The organism is Labrys methylaminiphilus subsp. lupini (genome assembly GCF_051161885.1).
Taxonomy (GTDB): Bacteria; Pseudomonadota; Alphaproteobacteria; order Rhizobiales; family Labraceae; genus Labrys.
This window is the reverse complement of sequence record NZ_JBMDIH010000002.1, coordinates 914,531-930,669: the sequence shown is the minus strand read 5'-3', so window position 1 is coordinate 930,669 and position 16,139 is coordinate 914,531. Positions and strand designations below refer to the sequence as shown.

Sequence of the window (16,139 nt, the reverse complement as noted above, 5' to 3'; positions counted from 1 at the left end):
CTCCGCATCAGTTGTTGACAATATGAGATTTTTGCAATGATCATTGCTAAGAAAAAATGGGAGGAACTTCCGTGCTCAGAATCGCTGTGTTGGGTTGCGGGCGCATCGGGCGGATGCATGCTGCGAATATAGCAGCGCACCCTCGGGCAAGGCTTGCAGGTGTCTTCGACGTTTCGAGGGAGGCGGCCATGGAGGTGGGGGCAAGGGAAGCCACCACCGTTTTTGAAACCGACGAAGATGTATTCGCCTCCGAGGGCGTCGATGCGGTGCTCATTGCGAGCTCCACGAGCACGCATGCAGACTATATCGAGAAGGCTGTGGCGGTTGGCAAACCCATCCTGTGCGAGAAGCCGATCGACCTCAGCCTGGAAAGAGTGGATCGCTGCGCCAGGATCATCGGCAAGTCGTCCCTGCCTATCATGCTTGGTTTCGTCAGGCGCTTCGATCCCACGCACAGGGCTACGCGCGCCGCCATCGTGAACGGTGACATCGGCGACCTGCACCAGATCGTCATCACCTCCCGAGACCCGGCAATGGCTCCAGCTGCCTATATGGAGGTTTCGGGCGGCATTTTTCGCGACATGACGATCCATGATTTCGACATGGCCCGCTTCCTGCTGGGGGAGGAACCCGAAACAGTGAGTGCCGTCGGAAGCCGCCTTGTGAACCCGCCACTGATGGAACGCTGCAATGACTGGGATACCGTATCGGTGGTTCTCACCGCGGCATCCGGGAAGCAATGTGTCATCCTGAACTCGCGGCAGGCTGTTTATGGCTACGACCAGCGGGTCGAAGTGTTCGGCAACAAGGGCATGGCGGTCTCGGAGAACCGGAGAATGCATGATTCCGTGCGCTTCACCGGGGAGTTCACATCCCGTGGGGCGCCCTACCTCAATTTCTTCATCGAGCGATATGCCGAGGCCTTCAACGCCGAGATCGGTGCGTTCGTCGACGCCGTCGAAAATGGCACGGCGCCGGAGGTTGGTTTTGAGGACGGCCGGCGAGCCCTCGTTCTGGCGGAAGCCGCCGGCAGATCCATCCAGGAGGGACGGCCGGTAAAGACAAGTGAGGTCATTTGAGCATGTACCAGGATTTCGGCCTTTTCATCGACGGCCAATGGCGCGAGGCAGCGGACAAGGCCCGCGCACCGGTCATCAGCCCGGTACATGAACGCGTATTGGGCGAGGTACCCGTCGCCGCACGCTCCGATACGCAAGACGCCCTTGAAGGTGCGGCAAGGGGGTTCACACTGTGGAAATCCAAACCGGCATTCGAACGCGCGGATGCCCTGCATCGCATTGCAGATGAGATGCTTCGCCGCAAGGACGAAGCCATCCGCATGATTTCGAGTGAAACCGGCAAGCCTCTGGTGCAGGCCGAACGTGAATGGATCCTGGCCACCGACCAGTTCCGCTGGTACGCCGAGGAAGCACGCCGCATCTATGGCCGCGTCATCGAAAGCCGGGTGCCGGCGGGGCGTTTCGAAGTCCTGCATGAGCCCGTCGGTATCGCTGCCGCCTTCACGGCCTGGAACTTTCCCGCGGCACTGGTGGCCCGCAAGGTAGCGCCAGCCCTCGCTGCCGGCTGTTCGATCATCGTTCGCCCTTCGAGCCAAACGCCGGGAACGGCCATGGTCATGGTCGATTGCACCAAGGCCGCCGGCATTCCGGCCGGCGTCGTCAGCCTTGTCGTTGGACCGACCAGCGCGACCTATGATCCCATCATGGCCTCCGCGGGGGTGCGCAAGGTCTCGCTGACCGGCTCGACGCGCGTCGGACAGCAGATGATCAAGGATGCCGCCGAGACGGTGAAGAAGGTCTCGATGGAACTCGGCGGCAACGCGCCTCTCATCATCTATGACGATGCCGACCTCGAATTGGCGCTCAACGTTTCGGTACCGACCAAATACGCCAATGCCGGGCAAGTCTGCGTGACGCCCGATCGCTTCTTCGTTCACGAAAGCCTGCATGACGCCTTCGTGGAAGGGTTCGTTGCCCGGACCCGGGCCCTCAGGCTCGGAGATGGCCTCGACAGCGCAACGCAGATGGGACCTCTCATCAACGCCAATCGCCGTGACGAGATCGAATCCATCGTCGCCGAGGCCGAAAAAGCCGGGGCTAGGCTGGCCACCGGTGGACGAGCCCCCTCTGCCTTCAATACAGGCTTTTTCTTCGAGCCGACGGTGCTCACCCATGTCGAGGACGGCATGCGCGTGTTCGCCGAGGAGAATTTCGGACCGATCGCCGCCATAACGTCCTTCTCGACGGATGATGACGTCATCGCCCGGGCCAATGCCAGCGATATGGGGCTATCCGCCTATGCCTTCACGAGCAGCCCCAAGCGAGCCCGGCGCACCGTCGCGGAGCTGAAGTCCGGCATGGTCGGCATCAACAGCTTCGCGCTCGCGGCTGCCGAGGCTCCTTTCGGCGGCACCAAATATTCGGGAATGGGCCGAGAGGGAGGCTTCGAGGGCATTTCCGACTATCTCGACACCAAGCTGGCGCAGATCGTGTTTTGAGGAGGCACTCGTGATCAAGAACAAGCTGAAGCAGGCCTGGGCCGAGGGACGTCCCACGATCAACGGATGGCTCTCGATCGGCAACCCGTTCACCGCGGAGATCATGGCCGCACAGGGTTATGACAGTGTCACGGTCGACGTGCAGCATGGTGCCCTCGACTATTCCATGCTGCTGCCGATGTTCCAGGCCGTGCGCGCTTCCGGCGTCGTTCCAATGGCACGGGTGCCCTGGCTCGAACCCGGCATTATCATGAAGGCGCTGGATGCCGGCGCCTATGGCATCATCTGCCCGATGGTGAACACGGCCAGCCAGGCCGCCGAGTTCGTCAGCTATATGCGCTATCCCCCCCTTGGCCAGCGCAGCTTCGGGCCGACGCGCGCCAATTTTTCGGCAGGGGCAAACTATGCCGCCGAAGCCAATGACGAGATCCTCGCCTTCGCAATGGTCGAGACCGCCGAAGCCATGTCAAACCTGGAGGCGATCGCTGCCACACCCGGGCTGGACGGCATCTATGTCGGGCCGGCCGACCTGACCTTCAGCCTGCATCAGGGACGCCTGGCTCCGGCATTCGACCGCGAGGAGCCGGAGATGATCGAGGCGCTGCAGACGATCGTCGCGGCGTGCAGGAAATCGGGCAAGATCGCCGCCCTGCACTGCGGCACGCCCGACTATGCGACGCGCGCCATCGTATGGGGTTTCGACATGACGACGGTATCGGGCGATTCACGATTGCTCGCGGCAGCCGCCCACGCCAGCGTCGCGCGTTTCAGGGAGCTCAACGGAAAGGCCGCGGCCGCACCGTCGACGGTGAAATCGGCCTATTGACCTCTCGCCGGAGGGCCGCATCGCCGGATTACAGATCCAGCGGTGCGGCATTTGCGCAAGAGATCTTGCCTCGTCGGACGCGAGCCGGCTCAGCCATAGAGCTTTGGAACAGGCACGGCGGAGATTTCCTCCCGCAGGCCCGACTTCAGCGATCGCATCCCTGCCTCGGCCACGCGGGTGGCGGCATAGCCGTCCCAGGCACTCGCACCGTTGGGCTTGCCCGTCCTGATGCCTTCGATCCATCCCTGCGCCTGCAGGCGATAGGCATCCTGGAAGCGCGGACGCCAATCGAGGGGGTAGGCGGTCCCCTGCAACAAAGCGTGGTTGACGACACCATGAACCGGCCGTTGCAGCTCGACCGTGCCCTTTTCGCATACGAGTTCGCCCCTGACATCGTAGCCATAGGCCGCGTCGTTGAAGACCTCGATCGTCACCAGGCTGCCACCGGCACTGTCCAAGACCAGGAAAACGGGCGCTCCCGGCGATTGGCCTGAGATATTGGCGGGCCTGAATATGGAGATCGCCATCAATTCGCCGGCGAGCAGCCAACGGGCAATATCGAATTCGTGCACGGCCGAATTGGCTATCGCCATGCCGCCGTCGAACCAGGGCGGTGCGGCGACATTGCGATGAACGCAGTGAAACATCAGCGGCTTGCCGAGTTGGCCTGCCGCGAGATGATTCTTCATCGCCACATAGGATGGATCGTAGCGTCGCATATAGCCGACTTGTATGAAACGCCGGCCCGCCGCGAGTTCGGCCTCGATCAGTTCGAGGCATTCCGGCGAAGTCGGGGCAAGGGGTTTCTCGCACAGTACCGGCTTGCGGGCCGCCACGCAGGCGAGCGTCAGCTCCTTATGGGTGGCATCAGGAGAGGCGATCAGGACGGCATCCACTTGCGGATCGTCAATGAGACGCCTGGGATCGCCGGCCACATCGGCGGCGCCGACTTCGTCAGCAATCTGCCGCGCCCGCTCTTGATTGGCATCGTAGATGCTATGGATGACCGCTCCTGCCACTTGCGAAGCGATCGTGCGCGCATGATCGGCGCCCATCACGCCGACGCCGACAATCCCCAACCTGACAGTCATGCCTTCCCTCCCGATAGTGACCCCGGCCGACTTCTACGCCGGCCCGCACGGCGTCCAAGCACCGCCATTTTCATGAGACTCCACCGCGGCATGGATGAAGCGCACCCCGCGAGCACCATCCTGCGCAGTGGGAAATTCCAGCATTCCCTCAGGCAACGAACGCTCGGCGGCTCTCGCCTCGATTGCCACCGCAAATTCGGTGTAGAGATTGGCCCAGGCATTGCTGAGCGCCTCGCCATGTCCGCTCGGCAGCGTGGACATCTTCTCGATGGAAGGAAGCATCGCCCCCTCCTTGCCCCGGACGATCATCTCGTCCGGCTGTCCGAGATAGCTGACCCGCAGATATTCCGGTTTTTCCTGGTCCCATTCGATGCCGCCCCGATCCCCATAGACCCGGATACGCAGAGCGCAGTAATTGCCGGGGGCGACCTGCGTGACCAGAAGCGTGCCGGGCGCCCCGCCAGCCAAGCGCACATTGATGAAGGCCGTGTCCTCCAGCCCGCGCTCCGGGCCGCAAACATACAGATCGGCCTTCAAGGCGACGATCTCTTCCCCCGTGACATAGCCAGCCAGATGAAAGGCATGCGTGCCGATGTCGCTGATCGCAGACGCCTTTCCAACCCTGGTGGGATCCTGCCTCCACGAGACCTCGCCGCTGTCTGGTTTCTTTTCCAGGCAGGACCATTCCTGGAAATACTCGACATGGACCTGGCGGATCCGCCCTATCCTGCCCTCCAGGATCATGTGCCGCGCCTGCCTCACCATGGCATGGAAGGCAAAGGCATAGGTCACGCCGAAGACGAGCCCGGTGTCTTTCTGGAGAGCGACAAGGGCCTGGGCGTCTTCGAGAGAGGTCGTCAGGGGTTTGTCGCAGATGACATTGATGCCCGCCTGCAGGAATGTGCGCGCGATCTCATAATGGGTGTGATTGGGCGTGCAGATCGCAACTGCATCTACGGGATCGGCACGAGCCGCCTCGCGCTCGGCCATGGCGTGATAGTCGTCATAGATGCGATCCTCGGCCAGGAACCAATCGCGACCCGATAGCCTCGCCTTTGCAGGATCGGTCGACAAGGCGCCCGCAACGATATCCCATCGATTGGAAAGACGAGCGCCCGCAGCATGCCAGGCGCCCACCTGGCCGCCCCGCCCGCCTCCGACAAATCCCAGTCTCAAGCGGCGATCCGGCGGGGGATAGGTATCGATCCGAAATTGCTCGGCTTTCATGCCTTCTCCTCCCAGGAGCGGGTCATTTGACGGGGTGACCGCGGTTTTCCGCATGAATCAACGATTATTGCTAAAAATAAAAATAGTCAATTATTGTTTCAAATCGTCGCGCCGGCACCACACCCGCAATAAGTGTTGCAATTTTTAAAATCATGAAATAGAAATTGCAAAGCAAATCAACTGGCCATCCCGGGGCCATCCTCGGCTTCGGCAGAACCATTCGCGGTGAGACTATCGATCCAGGCAGCGGTCGATATCGGCGCCTCCCCGGTGGCAACCTGCGGTTGATGTGTCATGATTAGACAAACAAGAAAATAAACCAGGGAGCGAGGAATGACACTGCTGCAGCTGAAGTCAGTCTCGAAGAGCTTCGGCGCCATCAAAGCACTGACGGACGTCGAATTGACGATTGGCAGAGCTGAGATCGTAGGCTTGATGGGTGACAACGGTGCCGGCAAGTCCACCTTGGTGAAATTGATCGCCGGCAACTTCCCGCCCACCTCTGGCGAAATCGTCCTAGATGATGAGATCGTGCATTTTCATAAGCCCGTCGAAGCTCGGGCCAAGGGCATCGAAGTCGTCTACCAGGACCTGGCGCTGTGCAACAACCTCTCGGCGGCGGCCAACGTCTTCCTCGGCCGGGAGATCAAGAAACGAGCGGGTCCTTTCCGCTGGCTTGATCACGGTGCGATGATCAAGAAAGCCGGTGAACTTTTCGGTGAGCTGAAGTCCGAAACCCGGCCGCGCGACCTCGTCCGCCAAATGTCGGGCGGGCAGCGCCAGGCCGTCGCCATCGCACGCACCAGGCTGTCCCAGGCTAAGATCGTGCTGATGGACGAGCCGACCGCGGCGATCAGCGTCAGGCAGGTTGCCGAAGTGCTGGGGCTGATCCACCGCCTGCGCGACGCTGGGATCAGCGTCGTACTGATCTCGCATCGAATGCCTGATGTCTTCGAGGTCTGCGATCGGGTGATCGTGATGCGACGCGGCCACAAGGTGGCCGACAAGCTCATCGCCGCAACCTCGCCGGAGGAAGTTACGGGTCTCATTACTGGCGCAATCCATACGGCGTGAGGTCGCGATGACGGACACTTCTTCCAACCGCCCGAAGCAGGCCAATACGCCTGCACCAGCTAATGTCTCCATCGAGTCCGTCCTGACGGTCAAGGAGAAGTCGCTGTGGCAGACGATGCTGTCGAGCCAGGCCTTCTGGGTCACAATCGCGCTGATCGTCATTTGCGCCATCATGTCCATCCGCGAGCCGCGCTTCGCCACGGAAGACAATTTCTACAACATAACCCGCAACTTCGCCTTCATCGGCATCATGGCGCTCGGCGCCACCATGGTCATTATCACCGGTGGCATCGACCTTTCGGTCGGCTCGATCATGGGCCTTGTCGCAGTCGCCTGCGGACTCACGCTGGAAGCAGGTTATCCCTGGTACGCGGCGGTGATTGCAGGCCTCGCGGCGGGTGGCGTCGCCGGCGCCATTAATGGCGGCCTCATCGCCTATCTGGGACTATCACCCTTCGTGGTGACCCTGGGCATGCTGTCGGCGGCACGCTCCGTGGCCGTGGTGCTTTCCGGCAACAAGATGCTCTACAATTTCGGTCCCGGCGGCCCGGCTTTCAAGTCGATCGGCGCTGGTGCGATCTTGGGTATCGCCAACCCGGTCTGGGTGCTCGTTGTCCTGACCCTGACCATGTTCGTGGTGATGCGCATGACGACATGGGGCCGGCATCTGCTCGCCGTCGGTGGCAATGAGCATGCGGCCAACCTCACCGGGGTACCGGTCAAGCGCATCAAATTGCAGGCTTATACCATTTCCGGGCTCAGTGGCGCCATCGCGTCGATCCTGAGCGTGGGTTGGGCAGGCTCGGCGATCAACTCCCTGGGTACGGGCTACGAGTTGCGCGCCATCGCCTCGACCGTGATCGGCGGCGCGAACCTGATGGGCGGTGAAGGTGGAGCACTCGGTGCATTCATCGGTTCTGCCCTTCTCGAAGTCATCCGCAATTCCCTTCTCATGGCCGGCGTCGACTCCAATTGGCAGGGCGTCTTCGTCGGTAGCTTCCTGGTTCTCGCGGTGCTGCTCGAGCGGATCCGCGGCAAACGACGCGAATGACCGGCCAAAGCCGGCGTCGTGTGAAACGCCCGAAACGGCGAACAACCCATCTGGAGGAAACGATGTTGAGATATCTGCTGACCACGGCGGCGATTGCCGTCGGTCTTGCCGCTACGGCCGGTGGCTCCTACGCCGCCGACAAGCTTACCTTCGCGCTGGTTCCCAAGAACACCAACAATCCCTTCTTCGACCAAGCCATGGCCGGCTGCAAGAAGGCGGAAAAGGAACTCAACGGGGCCATCGAATGCCTCTATGTCGGCCCTGGCGAGCATGGCGGCGGCGACGAACAGGCGCAGATGGTGCAGGACCTCATCACCAAGGGCGTCGACGGCATTGCGGTTTCCGTAGCCAACGCCCCGGCCATCGCGGCGGCGCTGCAGGGTGCCGCTGGCGCAAAAATTCCGGTCCTGACCTGGGATTCCGATCTCCTGCCCGACGCCAAGGGCGAACGCGCCGCCTATGTCGGAACGCATAATTACGAGATTGGCGTGAACCTCGCCAAGATCGCCATGAAGATCAAGCCGAAAGGCGGCAAGATCTGCATCCAGTCCGGCGGCGCAGCTGCCGCCAATCACAATGAGCGCATGCAGGGCATTCGCGATACGCTTGCGGGCAAGGAAAGCGCCCAGGCCCCCGGCGATCGGCTGGCTGGTCAAAATGGCTGGACCGAAGTCGACGGCTGCCCGCTCTATACCGATGACGATTTCCCCAAATCGGTGCAGCAGCTTGAAGATACTCTCGGCAAGTATCCCGATCTCGACGCCTTCATCCCGACAGGCGGCTTCCCGCAATTCCTGCCGGATGCCTACCGGCAAGTCGCGACCAAATACAAGGCCAAGATCGCCTCCGGCGCTCTCGCCCTCGTGGTTGCCGATACGCTGCCTGTGCAGATCGACCTGCTTAAGGAAGGTCTGGCCTCCGGCAATGTGGGTCAGCGTCCTTTCGAGATGGGCTACAAGGCCATGTACTACCTGAAGGACATCAAGGACGGCAAGGCAGCGCCCAAGGACCCGAGCTATACCGGTCTCGACATCTGCACGCCGGACAATGTCGCCACCTGTATCGGCGGTGGCAATTGACGAAACGAGAACGCTCTGCGCAGCCGAGCGATCCCGCTTGACCTCCCGGGTCTCGTTTCGGGCCCATGGCGGCATGTCGCGCGACTAACGTTGCGCGGCATGCCTATGCTAGAAGCGCCATTTGTACATGGCACGCTTGAGAGCCGCGGACGTATTGGAAAGAGGGAATATTCATGGGCGCCGACAGTGTCCCGCAAGACTACGAGGACCTAATTCGGATCATCCACGACAAATATGACGGGATGAGCAAGGCCTATCAGAATATAGCGGTGTATCTGACCCAAAACCCCAATGATGTGGCGGTCATGTCGCTCAACGCCATTGCAGAAACCTGTGGTATCCACGCATCCAGCTTTGTACGCTTCGCCCAGATGCTGGGATATAAGGGTTTCAAGGAAGTACAGGCGGTCTTTCAGCGACGCCTATCGACCGCAGCTCCCGGTTTCCAGGCTAGAATCAAGGCCCTGGAGACCGAGCTGAGCGACCGCGAGAATGTCGGCGGCTGGGGATTCCTGCACGACCTGGTGCTACGGGACATCGACGCACTCCAGGAATTGTTGAACTTGACCTCCGGGGAGACCATCGAAAAGGCCGTGGACCTGATGGAAAAGGCAGACACCATCTATCTGGTGGGCCAGCTCCGCTCAGCGCCGATCGTCGATCTCACCCGCTACATTCTGACGATGCTGGGAAAACGCACGGTTCTCCTGGACGCAAGCGGCGGTCTTTCCACGCATATCGCCGGCACCATGCGGCCCACGGACCTGCTCTTTGCCGTTTCATTCCGCTTTTACGCAACCGAGGTCGTCAACATCGTCGAGCAGGCTGCAGCCAAGGGCCTGCCGATCCTGGCGATAACGGATTCGACCCTTTCGCCACTTGCCAAGAGTGCAACGGTTCTCTTCTCCGTGCCCGAGCATCAGTATACGTTCTCAAGATCCCTGGCCGCACCGATGTGCCTGGCTCAATCCCTTACGGCAGCTCTGGCCGCTCGGCTGCAGAAGGCTCCCGTGCCGCGCATCCCGATCGTCACGCAGCCCTGAAGAGCTCTTGTCGCCTCCACACAGGATACATGCGTTCAGGACGCATGCGCCCGGGTCTTGAAAAGAAGCAGCCCAAGACGGGCTGCTTCCAGTCGGGACAATGGATTTTTCCTGAAAGGCATCAGGCGAGCGCAAGCGCCTCGGTCGGTACCGGCATGGGGCCGGCCGAGCCGCCCCACACCGTCTGGTCGTAATTGACCACGGCACCCGTCATCAGGCCGGCATCATCGGATACGATGAAGTTGACAGTTCTTGCGGCCTCCTCCGGGTCGACCAGCCGTCCGAACGGCAGTGTGGCGGTAGCCTTGGCCTCCCAGTCCGGATCACCCGTGGCCGCGGCCTGCAGCTCCCGTTCATGGTCGGACGACATCCAGCCGACATTGAGCTGGTTCACCCGGATGCGATTCTTCATCACCGAAAACGCCGTGTTGCGGGTCAGCGTCGCCAGCGCGCCCTTGGAGGCGCAATAGGCATTGATGAAGGGCTGGCCGGTATGTTCGGAGATCGAGCCGATATTGCAGATCGATCCCGCGACGCCATCACGGACCATCAGCTTGATGGCTTCCTGCATCAGGAAATAGGGCCCGCGCACATTGGTGGCGAAGATGAGATCGAACAGTTCCGGTGAAGTATCGATGATCGTGCCGCGATCCGTGCAGGCAGCGGCGTTCACCAGGACATCCACGCGGCCATAGAGGCGGTCCGCTTCGGCGATGGCATGCCGGCATTCCCCGACATCGGCGACATCGGCCTTGACGAAATGAATGGGAACGCCGGTCTGCGACTTGATCCTGTCAGCCACGGCCTGACCCTTCGCGGCATTGCGTCCAAGCGTCACCAGGCCGGTGGCACCGGCGGCAGCAAGTTGCCGGGCGATCTCGGCACCCAGGCCCTGTGTCGAGCCGGTCACGACGCAGATCTTTCCATCCATGCGGTTCATGTCGTCAGTTCTCCACGGTATAGCCGGCTGCTGCCATCACGCGCAGCAGTTCCTCGTGTCCAGTCTTGGCCATCTGCAGCGGCGGGCTCTTGACGGGGTCCTGCTCCGCCTCGACCACGAACCAGCCCTCATAGCCGTAGGAAGCCAGGCGCTTCACGATGGCCTCGAAGTCGAGCGAGCCGTCACCGGGAACCGTGAAGGCTCCCTTCACCACCGCGTCGAGGAAACTCTCCTTGCCCCGATCGAGGCCATCAACCACCTCCGCCCGGATGTCCTTGGTATGGACATGCGAGATGCGGGCGTGATGCTTGTCGATTACCCGCAGGACATCGCCGCCCGCGAACGCCATGTGTCCCGCGTCATAGAGCAGCGGCAGGGCTTCGCCCGAGTGCTTCATCAGGAGGTCAAGCTCCGCCTCGGTCTCGATCGCCGCCGCCATGTGATGATGGTAGCTGATCGGCATCCCCTGCCCCGCGCACCATTCGGCGAAGGCCGTCATCTTGCGGCCATAGGCCTTGATCTCGTCCTCGCTCAGCCGCCGCTTGGTCGCGAGCGGCGCCGAGCGATCGCCCTGGATGGTACCGGCGGTCTCGCCATAGACGATGCAGGGAGCACCGACGGCCTTGAAGAGCGCCATCTGGGCAGCGACGCGCTCCTTCTCCCGCTCGAGGTCACCGTCGAGCAGCAGGCCTGAGAACCAGCCGCCGCATACGCTCACGCCGTGCTTGTTCAGCACAGGCTTGAGGTCGGCGGGATCCATCGGGAAGCGGCGGCCGGTCTCCATCCCGGTGAAGCCCGCCTCGCGGGCCTGGCGCAGGCACTCGTCGAGGGAGACGTCGTCACTCAATTCCGGCAGGTCGTCGTTCCACCAGGCAATCGGCGCGATGCCAAGTCTCGCTTTCATAAGATTCTCCAACGCATGCGTAACAGTCAGTCAGCTTTGGGAACGCCCATCAGACGCCGACCCGCTGATGCTGGCGGCCAGCGATTTGGGCGTCATGCGCCTCGCGTACTTCCTTCCTCTCGCTGGTGGCCGGGACCCCGACATCCCACCAGGCATCGCCCGGCGTCCAGGTGAAGGCATCCGACACGAGGGTGATGACGGTGGTGCGGTCATTCGTCTTCGCCCATTCCACGGCCTGGCCGAGATCGGCCAGGCTCTCCACGCGCCGCGTCAGCGCCCCCATCGCCTCGGCGTGCTTGGCGAAGTCGACCGAGAAAGGCTCCTTCACGCGGCAATCCTTGATGAGATTGTTGAAGCCGGGCGTACCCTTGGCGTTCTGGAGGCGGTTGATGACAGCATAGCCGCCATTGTCGCAGACGATCAGAATGATCTTGTGGCCGCTCAGGACGGTCGAATAGACGTCCGAGTTCATCATCATGTAGGTGCCGTCGCCGATCATGACGATGGGCGTGCGTGTCGGATCGGCCATTGCGGCGCCCCAGCCCGCGGCGATCTCGTAGCCCATGCAGGAAAAGCCGAATTCGCAATCGAAGGTATTGGGATCCTTGACGCGCCAGTTCTTCATGACTTCGCCGGGCAATCCGCCGGCAGCGGTGATGAGCAGGTCCCTTGCGCCGGCCTTGGCATTCACCACGCCCACGACCTGGGCATAGGTCGGGATAGGATCATTGGTGGGTTTCTGGAAGCCGTCGAGCATGTCGTTCCATGTGGCGAATTCGGACACGCCCTTTGCCGTCCAGGCCTCCGGCGCCTTCCAGTCATCGAGCGCAGCTTCCAGTTCCTCGACGGTTTCGAGGGCGTCGCCCACCACCGCCAATGCGCGATGCTTGGTGGCATCCCAGCGCGCCGCGTTGATGGAGATGAACTTCGCCGCCGGGGAGAAGGCGGTCCACGAGCCGGTGGTGAAATCCATCAGCCGCGTGCCGACGGCGACGATGACATCGGCCTCGCCGGCAAGCGCATTGGCGGATGTCGAGCCGACAATGCCGAGCGGCCCGACATGGGCGGGATGGTCATGCGTCACCGCCCCCTTGCCGGCAATGGTCTCGGCCAATGGAATGCCGCGCTTCTGCGCGAAATCAGCCAGGGCCTTTTCCGCGCCCGAATAGCGAACCCCACCACCGGAAATGATCAGGGGGCGCTTGGCCTGTCGCAGCATATTGACCGCCTCACCGAGGCGGTCGCGATCGGGCCGAGCCCTCGGTATCCGGTGCATGACCGGCTCGAAGAACGCTTCCGGGTAATCCCACGCCATCTCCTGCACGTCCTGGGGAAGCGCGATGAAAGCGGGCCCGCAATCGGCCGGATCCAGGAGCACGCCGACCGCCTGCGGTAGCGAGGAGATGATCTGCTCGGGATGCACGATGCGATCCCAATAGCGCGTCACCGCCTTGAAGGCGTCGTTGACGTTAATGGTCGGATCGCCGAAATGTTCCACCTGCTGCATGACCGGATCAGGTCGCCTGTTGATGAAGGTATCCCCTGAGAGCAGCAGCACGGGCAGGCGATTGGAATGGGCAACGCCGGCGGCCGTAACCATGTTCAGGGCGCCGGGTCCGATCGAGGTCGCCGCGACCATGATCTGGCGCCGGCGCTTGGCCTTGGCAAAGCCGATGGCGGCGAGCGCCATCGACTGCTCGTTCTGGCCTCGCCAGGTCGGCAGCGTGTCCTTGACGGCTTCCAACGCCTCCGAAAGACAGGTGACGTTTCCATGCCCGAAGATAGCGAAAACGCCGGGAAAAAGAGGCACCTTCGCGCCATCCACGACTGTGAACTGGTTGCACAGGTAGCGCACCAGGGCCTGGGCCATGGTGAGACGAATGGTGGCGGACATCGTGTTCCTCCCTCGCAATTGCGATTTTTATACTGCTTACGAAATGATTATTGACAAAGCAAGATAATTGCAATCACCATTGCATCATTAGTCGAACAAGACGCAAAAGGCCGGTCTCTCACGGGCCAGCCCCGGTCCCGTGGCGGGCCGTGAGATGATCGAGACAGCCAGTCGTCAGAATTGGTCGGAGGAAACGATGCCGCATATACTCGTCGCGGGCAAACTGCATCCGAGCGGGATCACCCTTTTGCGGTCTGAAGCCGGCGTGACGTTCGACTATGTGGAAGAGGTCTCGGAGGCCAGCTATGCCCCTCTCATCTCCGCTGCGGACGGGTTGATCATTCGCACGCAGCCTCTCTCGGCCGCCACGGTCGCACATGCCGCCAGGCTCAGGATCGTTTCCCGGCACGGCGTCGGCTACGACGCCGTCGATCTGGCGTCATTGAACAGCAAGGGCATCGCTCTTTCGATCGTGGGCGACGTGAATTCGATATCGGTGGCCGAACACGCGATGATGTTGATGCTTGCTTGCGCCAAGCAGTTGCTGCGGGCGGATCGTTCCGTGCGGGAGGCCGGCTGGGCCTGGCGCAACCGGCTCGAGGCCACTGAACTTTTCGGCAAACGTCTCCTCATCATGGGGTTTGGCCGCACGGGGCGGCAACTTGCCAAGCTTGCCGCCGTCTTCGGCATGGAAGTGCGGGCATTCGACCCCTATCTCCAAAGTCTGGGCTGGCCTAAAGGCGCGGTTGCCTGCGTGAGCGACCTGAGGGCGGGGCTGGCTTGGGCTGACGCCATATCCGTGCACGTACCGAGAGGAGAACGCCCGGCAATCGGCGCGGACGAACTGGCGCTCATGAAACCGTCGGCAATCCTGGTCAACACGGCGCGAGGCGGCGTCGTCGACGAGGCTGCGCTGCTCGACGCGCTTCGCACGGGAAGGATCTCGGCCGCGGGTCTCGATGTCTTCGACGATGAGCCTCCCCTCGCCGATCATCCTCTGTTTGGGCTCGATCAGGTGATCCTGACACCGCATATCGCCGGCCTGACGGCCGAATGCGCCGAGCGGATGGCCATCTCATCGGTCCAGAATGTGCTGGATTTCTTTTCCGGCGCGATCGATCCCGCACTCGTCGTCAACAGAGAACATCTCAATGCCAGCTCATAAAAGGCAGCTCAGGATCGGCCTCATCGGCACGGGCTTCATGGGAAAAACCCACGTGTTCGGATTTACAGCCGCGCAACGTGTCTTCGACCTTCCCTATGAACTCGTGCTGCATACTGTGGCGGATCGCACCGACGATCTAGCTGCCGAAGCAGCGCGGACGCTCGGCTTTGCGAAGTCATCCAGCGACTGGAGATCCCTCGTCGCCGATCCCGACATCGACGTGGTCGACATCACCGCCCCCAACGCCCTGCACAAGGAAATGGCGCTTGCCGCGCTGGCGGCCGGCAAGCACGTCTATTGCGAAAAACCTCTCGCGACCACCGCCGTGGATGCGGCCCAAATGGCGCAAGCCGCGCAAGAGGCCGGCGTCTGTACCCAGGTCGGCTTCAATTATCTGTGCAACCCTCTGTTTCCACTCGCCCGCGATATGATCCGCGGTGGCGAACTCGGCGAGATCCGCAGCTATCGGGGTATTCACGCCGAGGACTATATGGCCGATGCCGAAAGCCCCTTCACGTTCCGGCATGATCCGGCCGGCGGCGGGGCATTGGCGGATCTGGGCAGCCATGCCTTGGCGACGGCGGAGTTCCTCCTCGGGCCGATCGAACGCGTCCAGGGCGACAGCGCCACCGTGATCGCCAGCCGGCCTGATGGCAAGGGCGGGCGACGGCAGGTTGAGATCGACGATTTAAGCAGAGCCTTCCTTCGGTTCGCCAATGGGGCTTCCGGCAGCCTGGAGGCAAGCTGGATCGCCACGGGCCGCAAGATGCAGCACGATTTCGAGGTCTATGGCACCAAGGGAGCGCTGGTGTTCACGCAAGAGCGCTTCAACGAACTGAATTTCTACGATGCCGCAGACAAGCAGGGTCGGCGGGGTTTTCGCCGCATAGAGGCGGGCCCCGACCACACTCCTTACGGGTTGTTCTGCGTTGCCCCTGGCCATCAATTGGGCTTCAACGACCTCAAGGCCATCGAGATCGCCGGCTTCGTCAACGCCATCGCCGGCAGGCATCCCGAACCCTTTGGCTTCGGATCGGGCCGGCGCATTCAGCAACTCGTGGAAGCAATCCAGAGGTCTGCCACCGAAGGCCGGTGGGTCGATACCGGCCCATGATCTTCGACGGAAAAATGATCTTGGACGGAAAATGAACTCCGGCGGCAGGTCGAAGCCATATCGAGTTGATGGAAAAGCAAAAAACCCGACGCCAACAAGCGCCGGGTGAGATGGTCGTTAGGAGTATCATCCACGTGTACAGGACGCGGAGTTACGCCGGTCAGCGTATCGCGAATATCGGGCCGAACAACATATACGAAGGTTTACGGCTCT

The 16,139-nt window shown here is 61.8% G+C and carries 14 protein-coding genes; 9 read left to right on the top strand and 5 right to left on the bottom strand.

What is annotated here, in order from left to right; all coding sequences use genetic code 11:
• Positions 1-56 precede the first annotated feature (56 nt).
• The 3 genes from iolG to ACN6KF_RS29965 are packed head-to-tail and all read left to right on the top strand — an operon-like array spanning position 57 to position 3,344.
• The gene (iolG, locus tag ACN6KF_RS29975; RefSeq protein ID WP_434960528.1) at positions 57-1,079 is read left to right on the top strand and encodes an inositol 2-dehydrogenase; all 1,023 of its coding nucleotides are present in this window, start codon (positions 57-59) and stop codon (positions 1,077-1,079) included.
• Between the two features lie 2 nt (positions 1,080-1,081).
• Complete coding sequence (locus ACN6KF_RS29970; protein ID WP_434960527.1) at positions 1,082-2,518, top strand: NAD-dependent succinate-semialdehyde dehydrogenase; 1,437 nt, start codon at positions 1,082-1,084, stop codon at positions 2,516-2,518.
• A gap of 10 nt (positions 2,519-2,528) precedes the next feature.
• Positions 2,529-3,344, top strand: a complete 816-nt coding sequence (locus tag ACN6KF_RS29965) for an HpcH/HpaI aldolase family protein (RefSeq protein WP_434960526.1) — start codon at positions 2,529-2,531, stop codon at positions 3,342-3,344.
• Between the two features lie 89 nt (positions 3,345-3,433).
• Here the strand turns inward: ACN6KF_RS29965 and ACN6KF_RS29960 are convergent, their stop codons facing one another.
• Together ACN6KF_RS29960 and ACN6KF_RS29955 are read right to left on the bottom strand one after the other, a co-directional pair.
• Positions 3,434-4,435 carry a Gfo/Idh/MocA family protein gene (locus ACN6KF_RS29960; protein WP_434960525.1) on the bottom strand — a complete coding sequence of 334 codons (1,002 nt, stop codon included), beginning with the start codon at positions 4,433-4,435 and terminating at the stop codon, positions 3,434-3,436.
• A gap of 33 nt (positions 4,436-4,468) precedes the next feature.
• Complete coding sequence (locus tag ACN6KF_RS29955) at positions 4,469-5,662, bottom strand: Gfo/Idh/MocA family protein (protein ID WP_434960524.1); 1,194 nt, start codon at positions 5,660-5,662, stop codon at positions 4,469-4,471.
• 333 nt (positions 5,663-5,995) lie between these two features.
• Between ACN6KF_RS29955 and ACN6KF_RS29950 the strand changes: the two genes are divergently transcribed.
• From ACN6KF_RS29950 to ACN6KF_RS29935, 4 genes are all read left to right on the top strand, one after another.
• Entirely contained in the window at positions 5,996-6,736 is a 741-nt protein-coding gene (locus ACN6KF_RS29950; RefSeq protein WP_149250197.1) for an ATP-binding cassette domain-containing protein, read from the top strand.
• Positions 6,737-6,743: 7 nt separating this feature from the next.
• Entirely contained in the window at positions 6,744-7,787 is a 1,044-nt protein-coding gene (locus ACN6KF_RS29945) for an ABC transporter permease (RefSeq protein ID WP_434960523.1), read from the top strand.
• Between the two features lie 62 nt (positions 7,788-7,849).
• Positions 7,850-8,866 carry a substrate-binding domain-containing protein gene (locus tag ACN6KF_RS29940; RefSeq protein ID WP_434960522.1) on the top strand — a complete coding sequence of 339 codons (1,017 nt, stop codon included), beginning with the start codon at positions 7,850-7,852 and terminating at the stop codon, positions 8,864-8,866.
• Positions 8,867-9,039: 173 nt separating this feature from the next.
• The gene (locus tag ACN6KF_RS29935) at positions 9,040-9,909 is read left to right on the top strand and encodes a MurR/RpiR family transcriptional regulator (protein WP_434960521.1); all 870 of its coding nucleotides are present in this window, start codon (positions 9,040-9,042) and stop codon (positions 9,907-9,909) included.
• A gap of 121 nt (positions 9,910-10,030) precedes the next feature.
• Here ACN6KF_RS29935 and ACN6KF_RS29930 read toward each other — a convergent pair whose 3' ends face one another.
• The 3 genes from ACN6KF_RS29930 to iolD are packed head-to-tail and all read right to left on the bottom strand — an operon-like array spanning position 10,031 to position 13,647.
• Entirely contained in the window at positions 10,031-10,849 is an 819-nt protein-coding gene (locus ACN6KF_RS29930; protein ID WP_434960520.1) for an SDR family oxidoreductase, read from the bottom strand.
• Between the two features lie 4 nt (positions 10,850-10,853).
• Positions 10,854-11,753, bottom strand: a complete 900-nt coding sequence (gene iolE / locus ACN6KF_RS29925) for a myo-inosose-2 dehydratase (protein ID WP_434960519.1) — start codon at positions 11,751-11,753, stop codon at positions 10,854-10,856.
• Between the two features lie 49 nt (positions 11,754-11,802).
• Positions 11,803-13,647, bottom strand: a complete 1,845-nt coding sequence (gene iolD / locus ACN6KF_RS29920; protein ID WP_434960518.1) for a 3D-(3,5/4)-trihydroxycyclohexane-1,2-dione acylhydrolase (decyclizing) — start codon at positions 13,645-13,647, stop codon at positions 11,803-11,805.
• 154 nt (positions 13,648-13,801) lie between these two features.
• Here iolD and ACN6KF_RS29915 point away from each other — a divergent pair, with 154 nt between their 5' ends.
• Positions 13,802-14,812 carry a hydroxyacid dehydrogenase gene (locus tag ACN6KF_RS29915; protein ID WP_434960517.1) on the top strand — a complete coding sequence of 337 codons (1,011 nt, stop codon included), beginning with the start codon at positions 13,802-13,804 and terminating at the stop codon, positions 14,810-14,812.
• Positions 14,799-15,926, top strand: coding sequence for a Gfo/Idh/MocA family protein (locus ACN6KF_RS29910; RefSeq protein ID WP_434960516.1), 1,128 nt, complete (start codon positions 14,799-14,801; stop codon positions 15,924-15,926). Before ACN6KF_RS29915 ends, ACN6KF_RS29910 begins: the two co-directional genes overlap by 14 nt.
• Positions 15,927-16,139 lie beyond the last annotated feature (213 nt).

What these genes read in the sequence shown, in the direction of transcription:
- iolE (WP_434960519.1), bottom strand. Translation starts at nt 11,753, where the DNA reads ATGAAAGCGAGACTTGGCATCGCGCCGATTGCCTGGTGGAACGACGAC.
- ACN6KF_RS29930 (WP_434960520.1), bottom strand. Translation starts at nt 10,849, where the DNA reads ATGAACCGCATGGATGGAAAGATCTGCGTCGTGACCGGCTCGACACAG.
- iolG (WP_434960528.1), top strand. Translation starts at nt 57, where the DNA reads ATGGGAGGAACTTCCGTGCTCAGAATCGCTGTGTTGGGTTGCGGGCGC.
- ACN6KF_RS29970 (WP_434960527.1), top strand. Translation starts at nt 1,082, where the DNA reads ATGTACCAGGATTTCGGCCTTTTCATCGACGGCCAATGGCGCGAGGCA.
- ACN6KF_RS29960 (WP_434960525.1), bottom strand. Translation starts at nt 4,435, where the DNA reads ATGACTGTCAGGTTGGGGATTGTCGGCGTCGGCGTGATGGGCGCCGAT.
- ACN6KF_RS29935 (WP_434960521.1), top strand. Translation starts at nt 9,040, where the DNA reads ATGGGCGCCGACAGTGTCCCGCAAGACTACGAGGACCTAATTCGGATC.
- ACN6KF_RS29915 (WP_434960517.1), top strand. Translation starts at nt 13,802, where the DNA reads ATGATCGAGACAGCCAGTCGTCAGAATTGGTCGGAGGAAACGATGCCG.
- ACN6KF_RS29950 (WP_149250197.1), top strand. Translation starts at nt 5,996, where the DNA reads ATGACACTGCTGCAGCTGAAGTCAGTCTCGAAGAGCTTCGGCGCCATC.
- ACN6KF_RS29940 (WP_434960522.1), top strand. Translation starts at nt 7,850, where the DNA reads ATGTTGAGATATCTGCTGACCACGGCGGCGATTGCCGTCGGTCTTGCC.
- iolD (WP_434960518.1), bottom strand. Translation starts at nt 13,647, where the DNA reads ATGTCCGCCACCATTCGTCTCACCATGGCCCAGGCCCTGGTGCGCTAC.
- ACN6KF_RS29955 (WP_434960524.1), bottom strand. Translation starts at nt 5,662, where the DNA reads ATGAAAGCCGAGCAATTTCGGATCGATACCTATCCCCCGCCGGATCGC.
- ACN6KF_RS29910 (WP_434960516.1), top strand. Translation starts at nt 14,799, where the DNA reads ATGCCAGCTCATAAAAGGCAGCTCAGGATCGGCCTCATCGGCACGGGC.
- ACN6KF_RS29945 (WP_434960523.1), top strand. Translation starts at nt 6,744, where the DNA reads ATGACGGACACTTCTTCCAACCGCCCGAAGCAGGCCAATACGCCTGCA.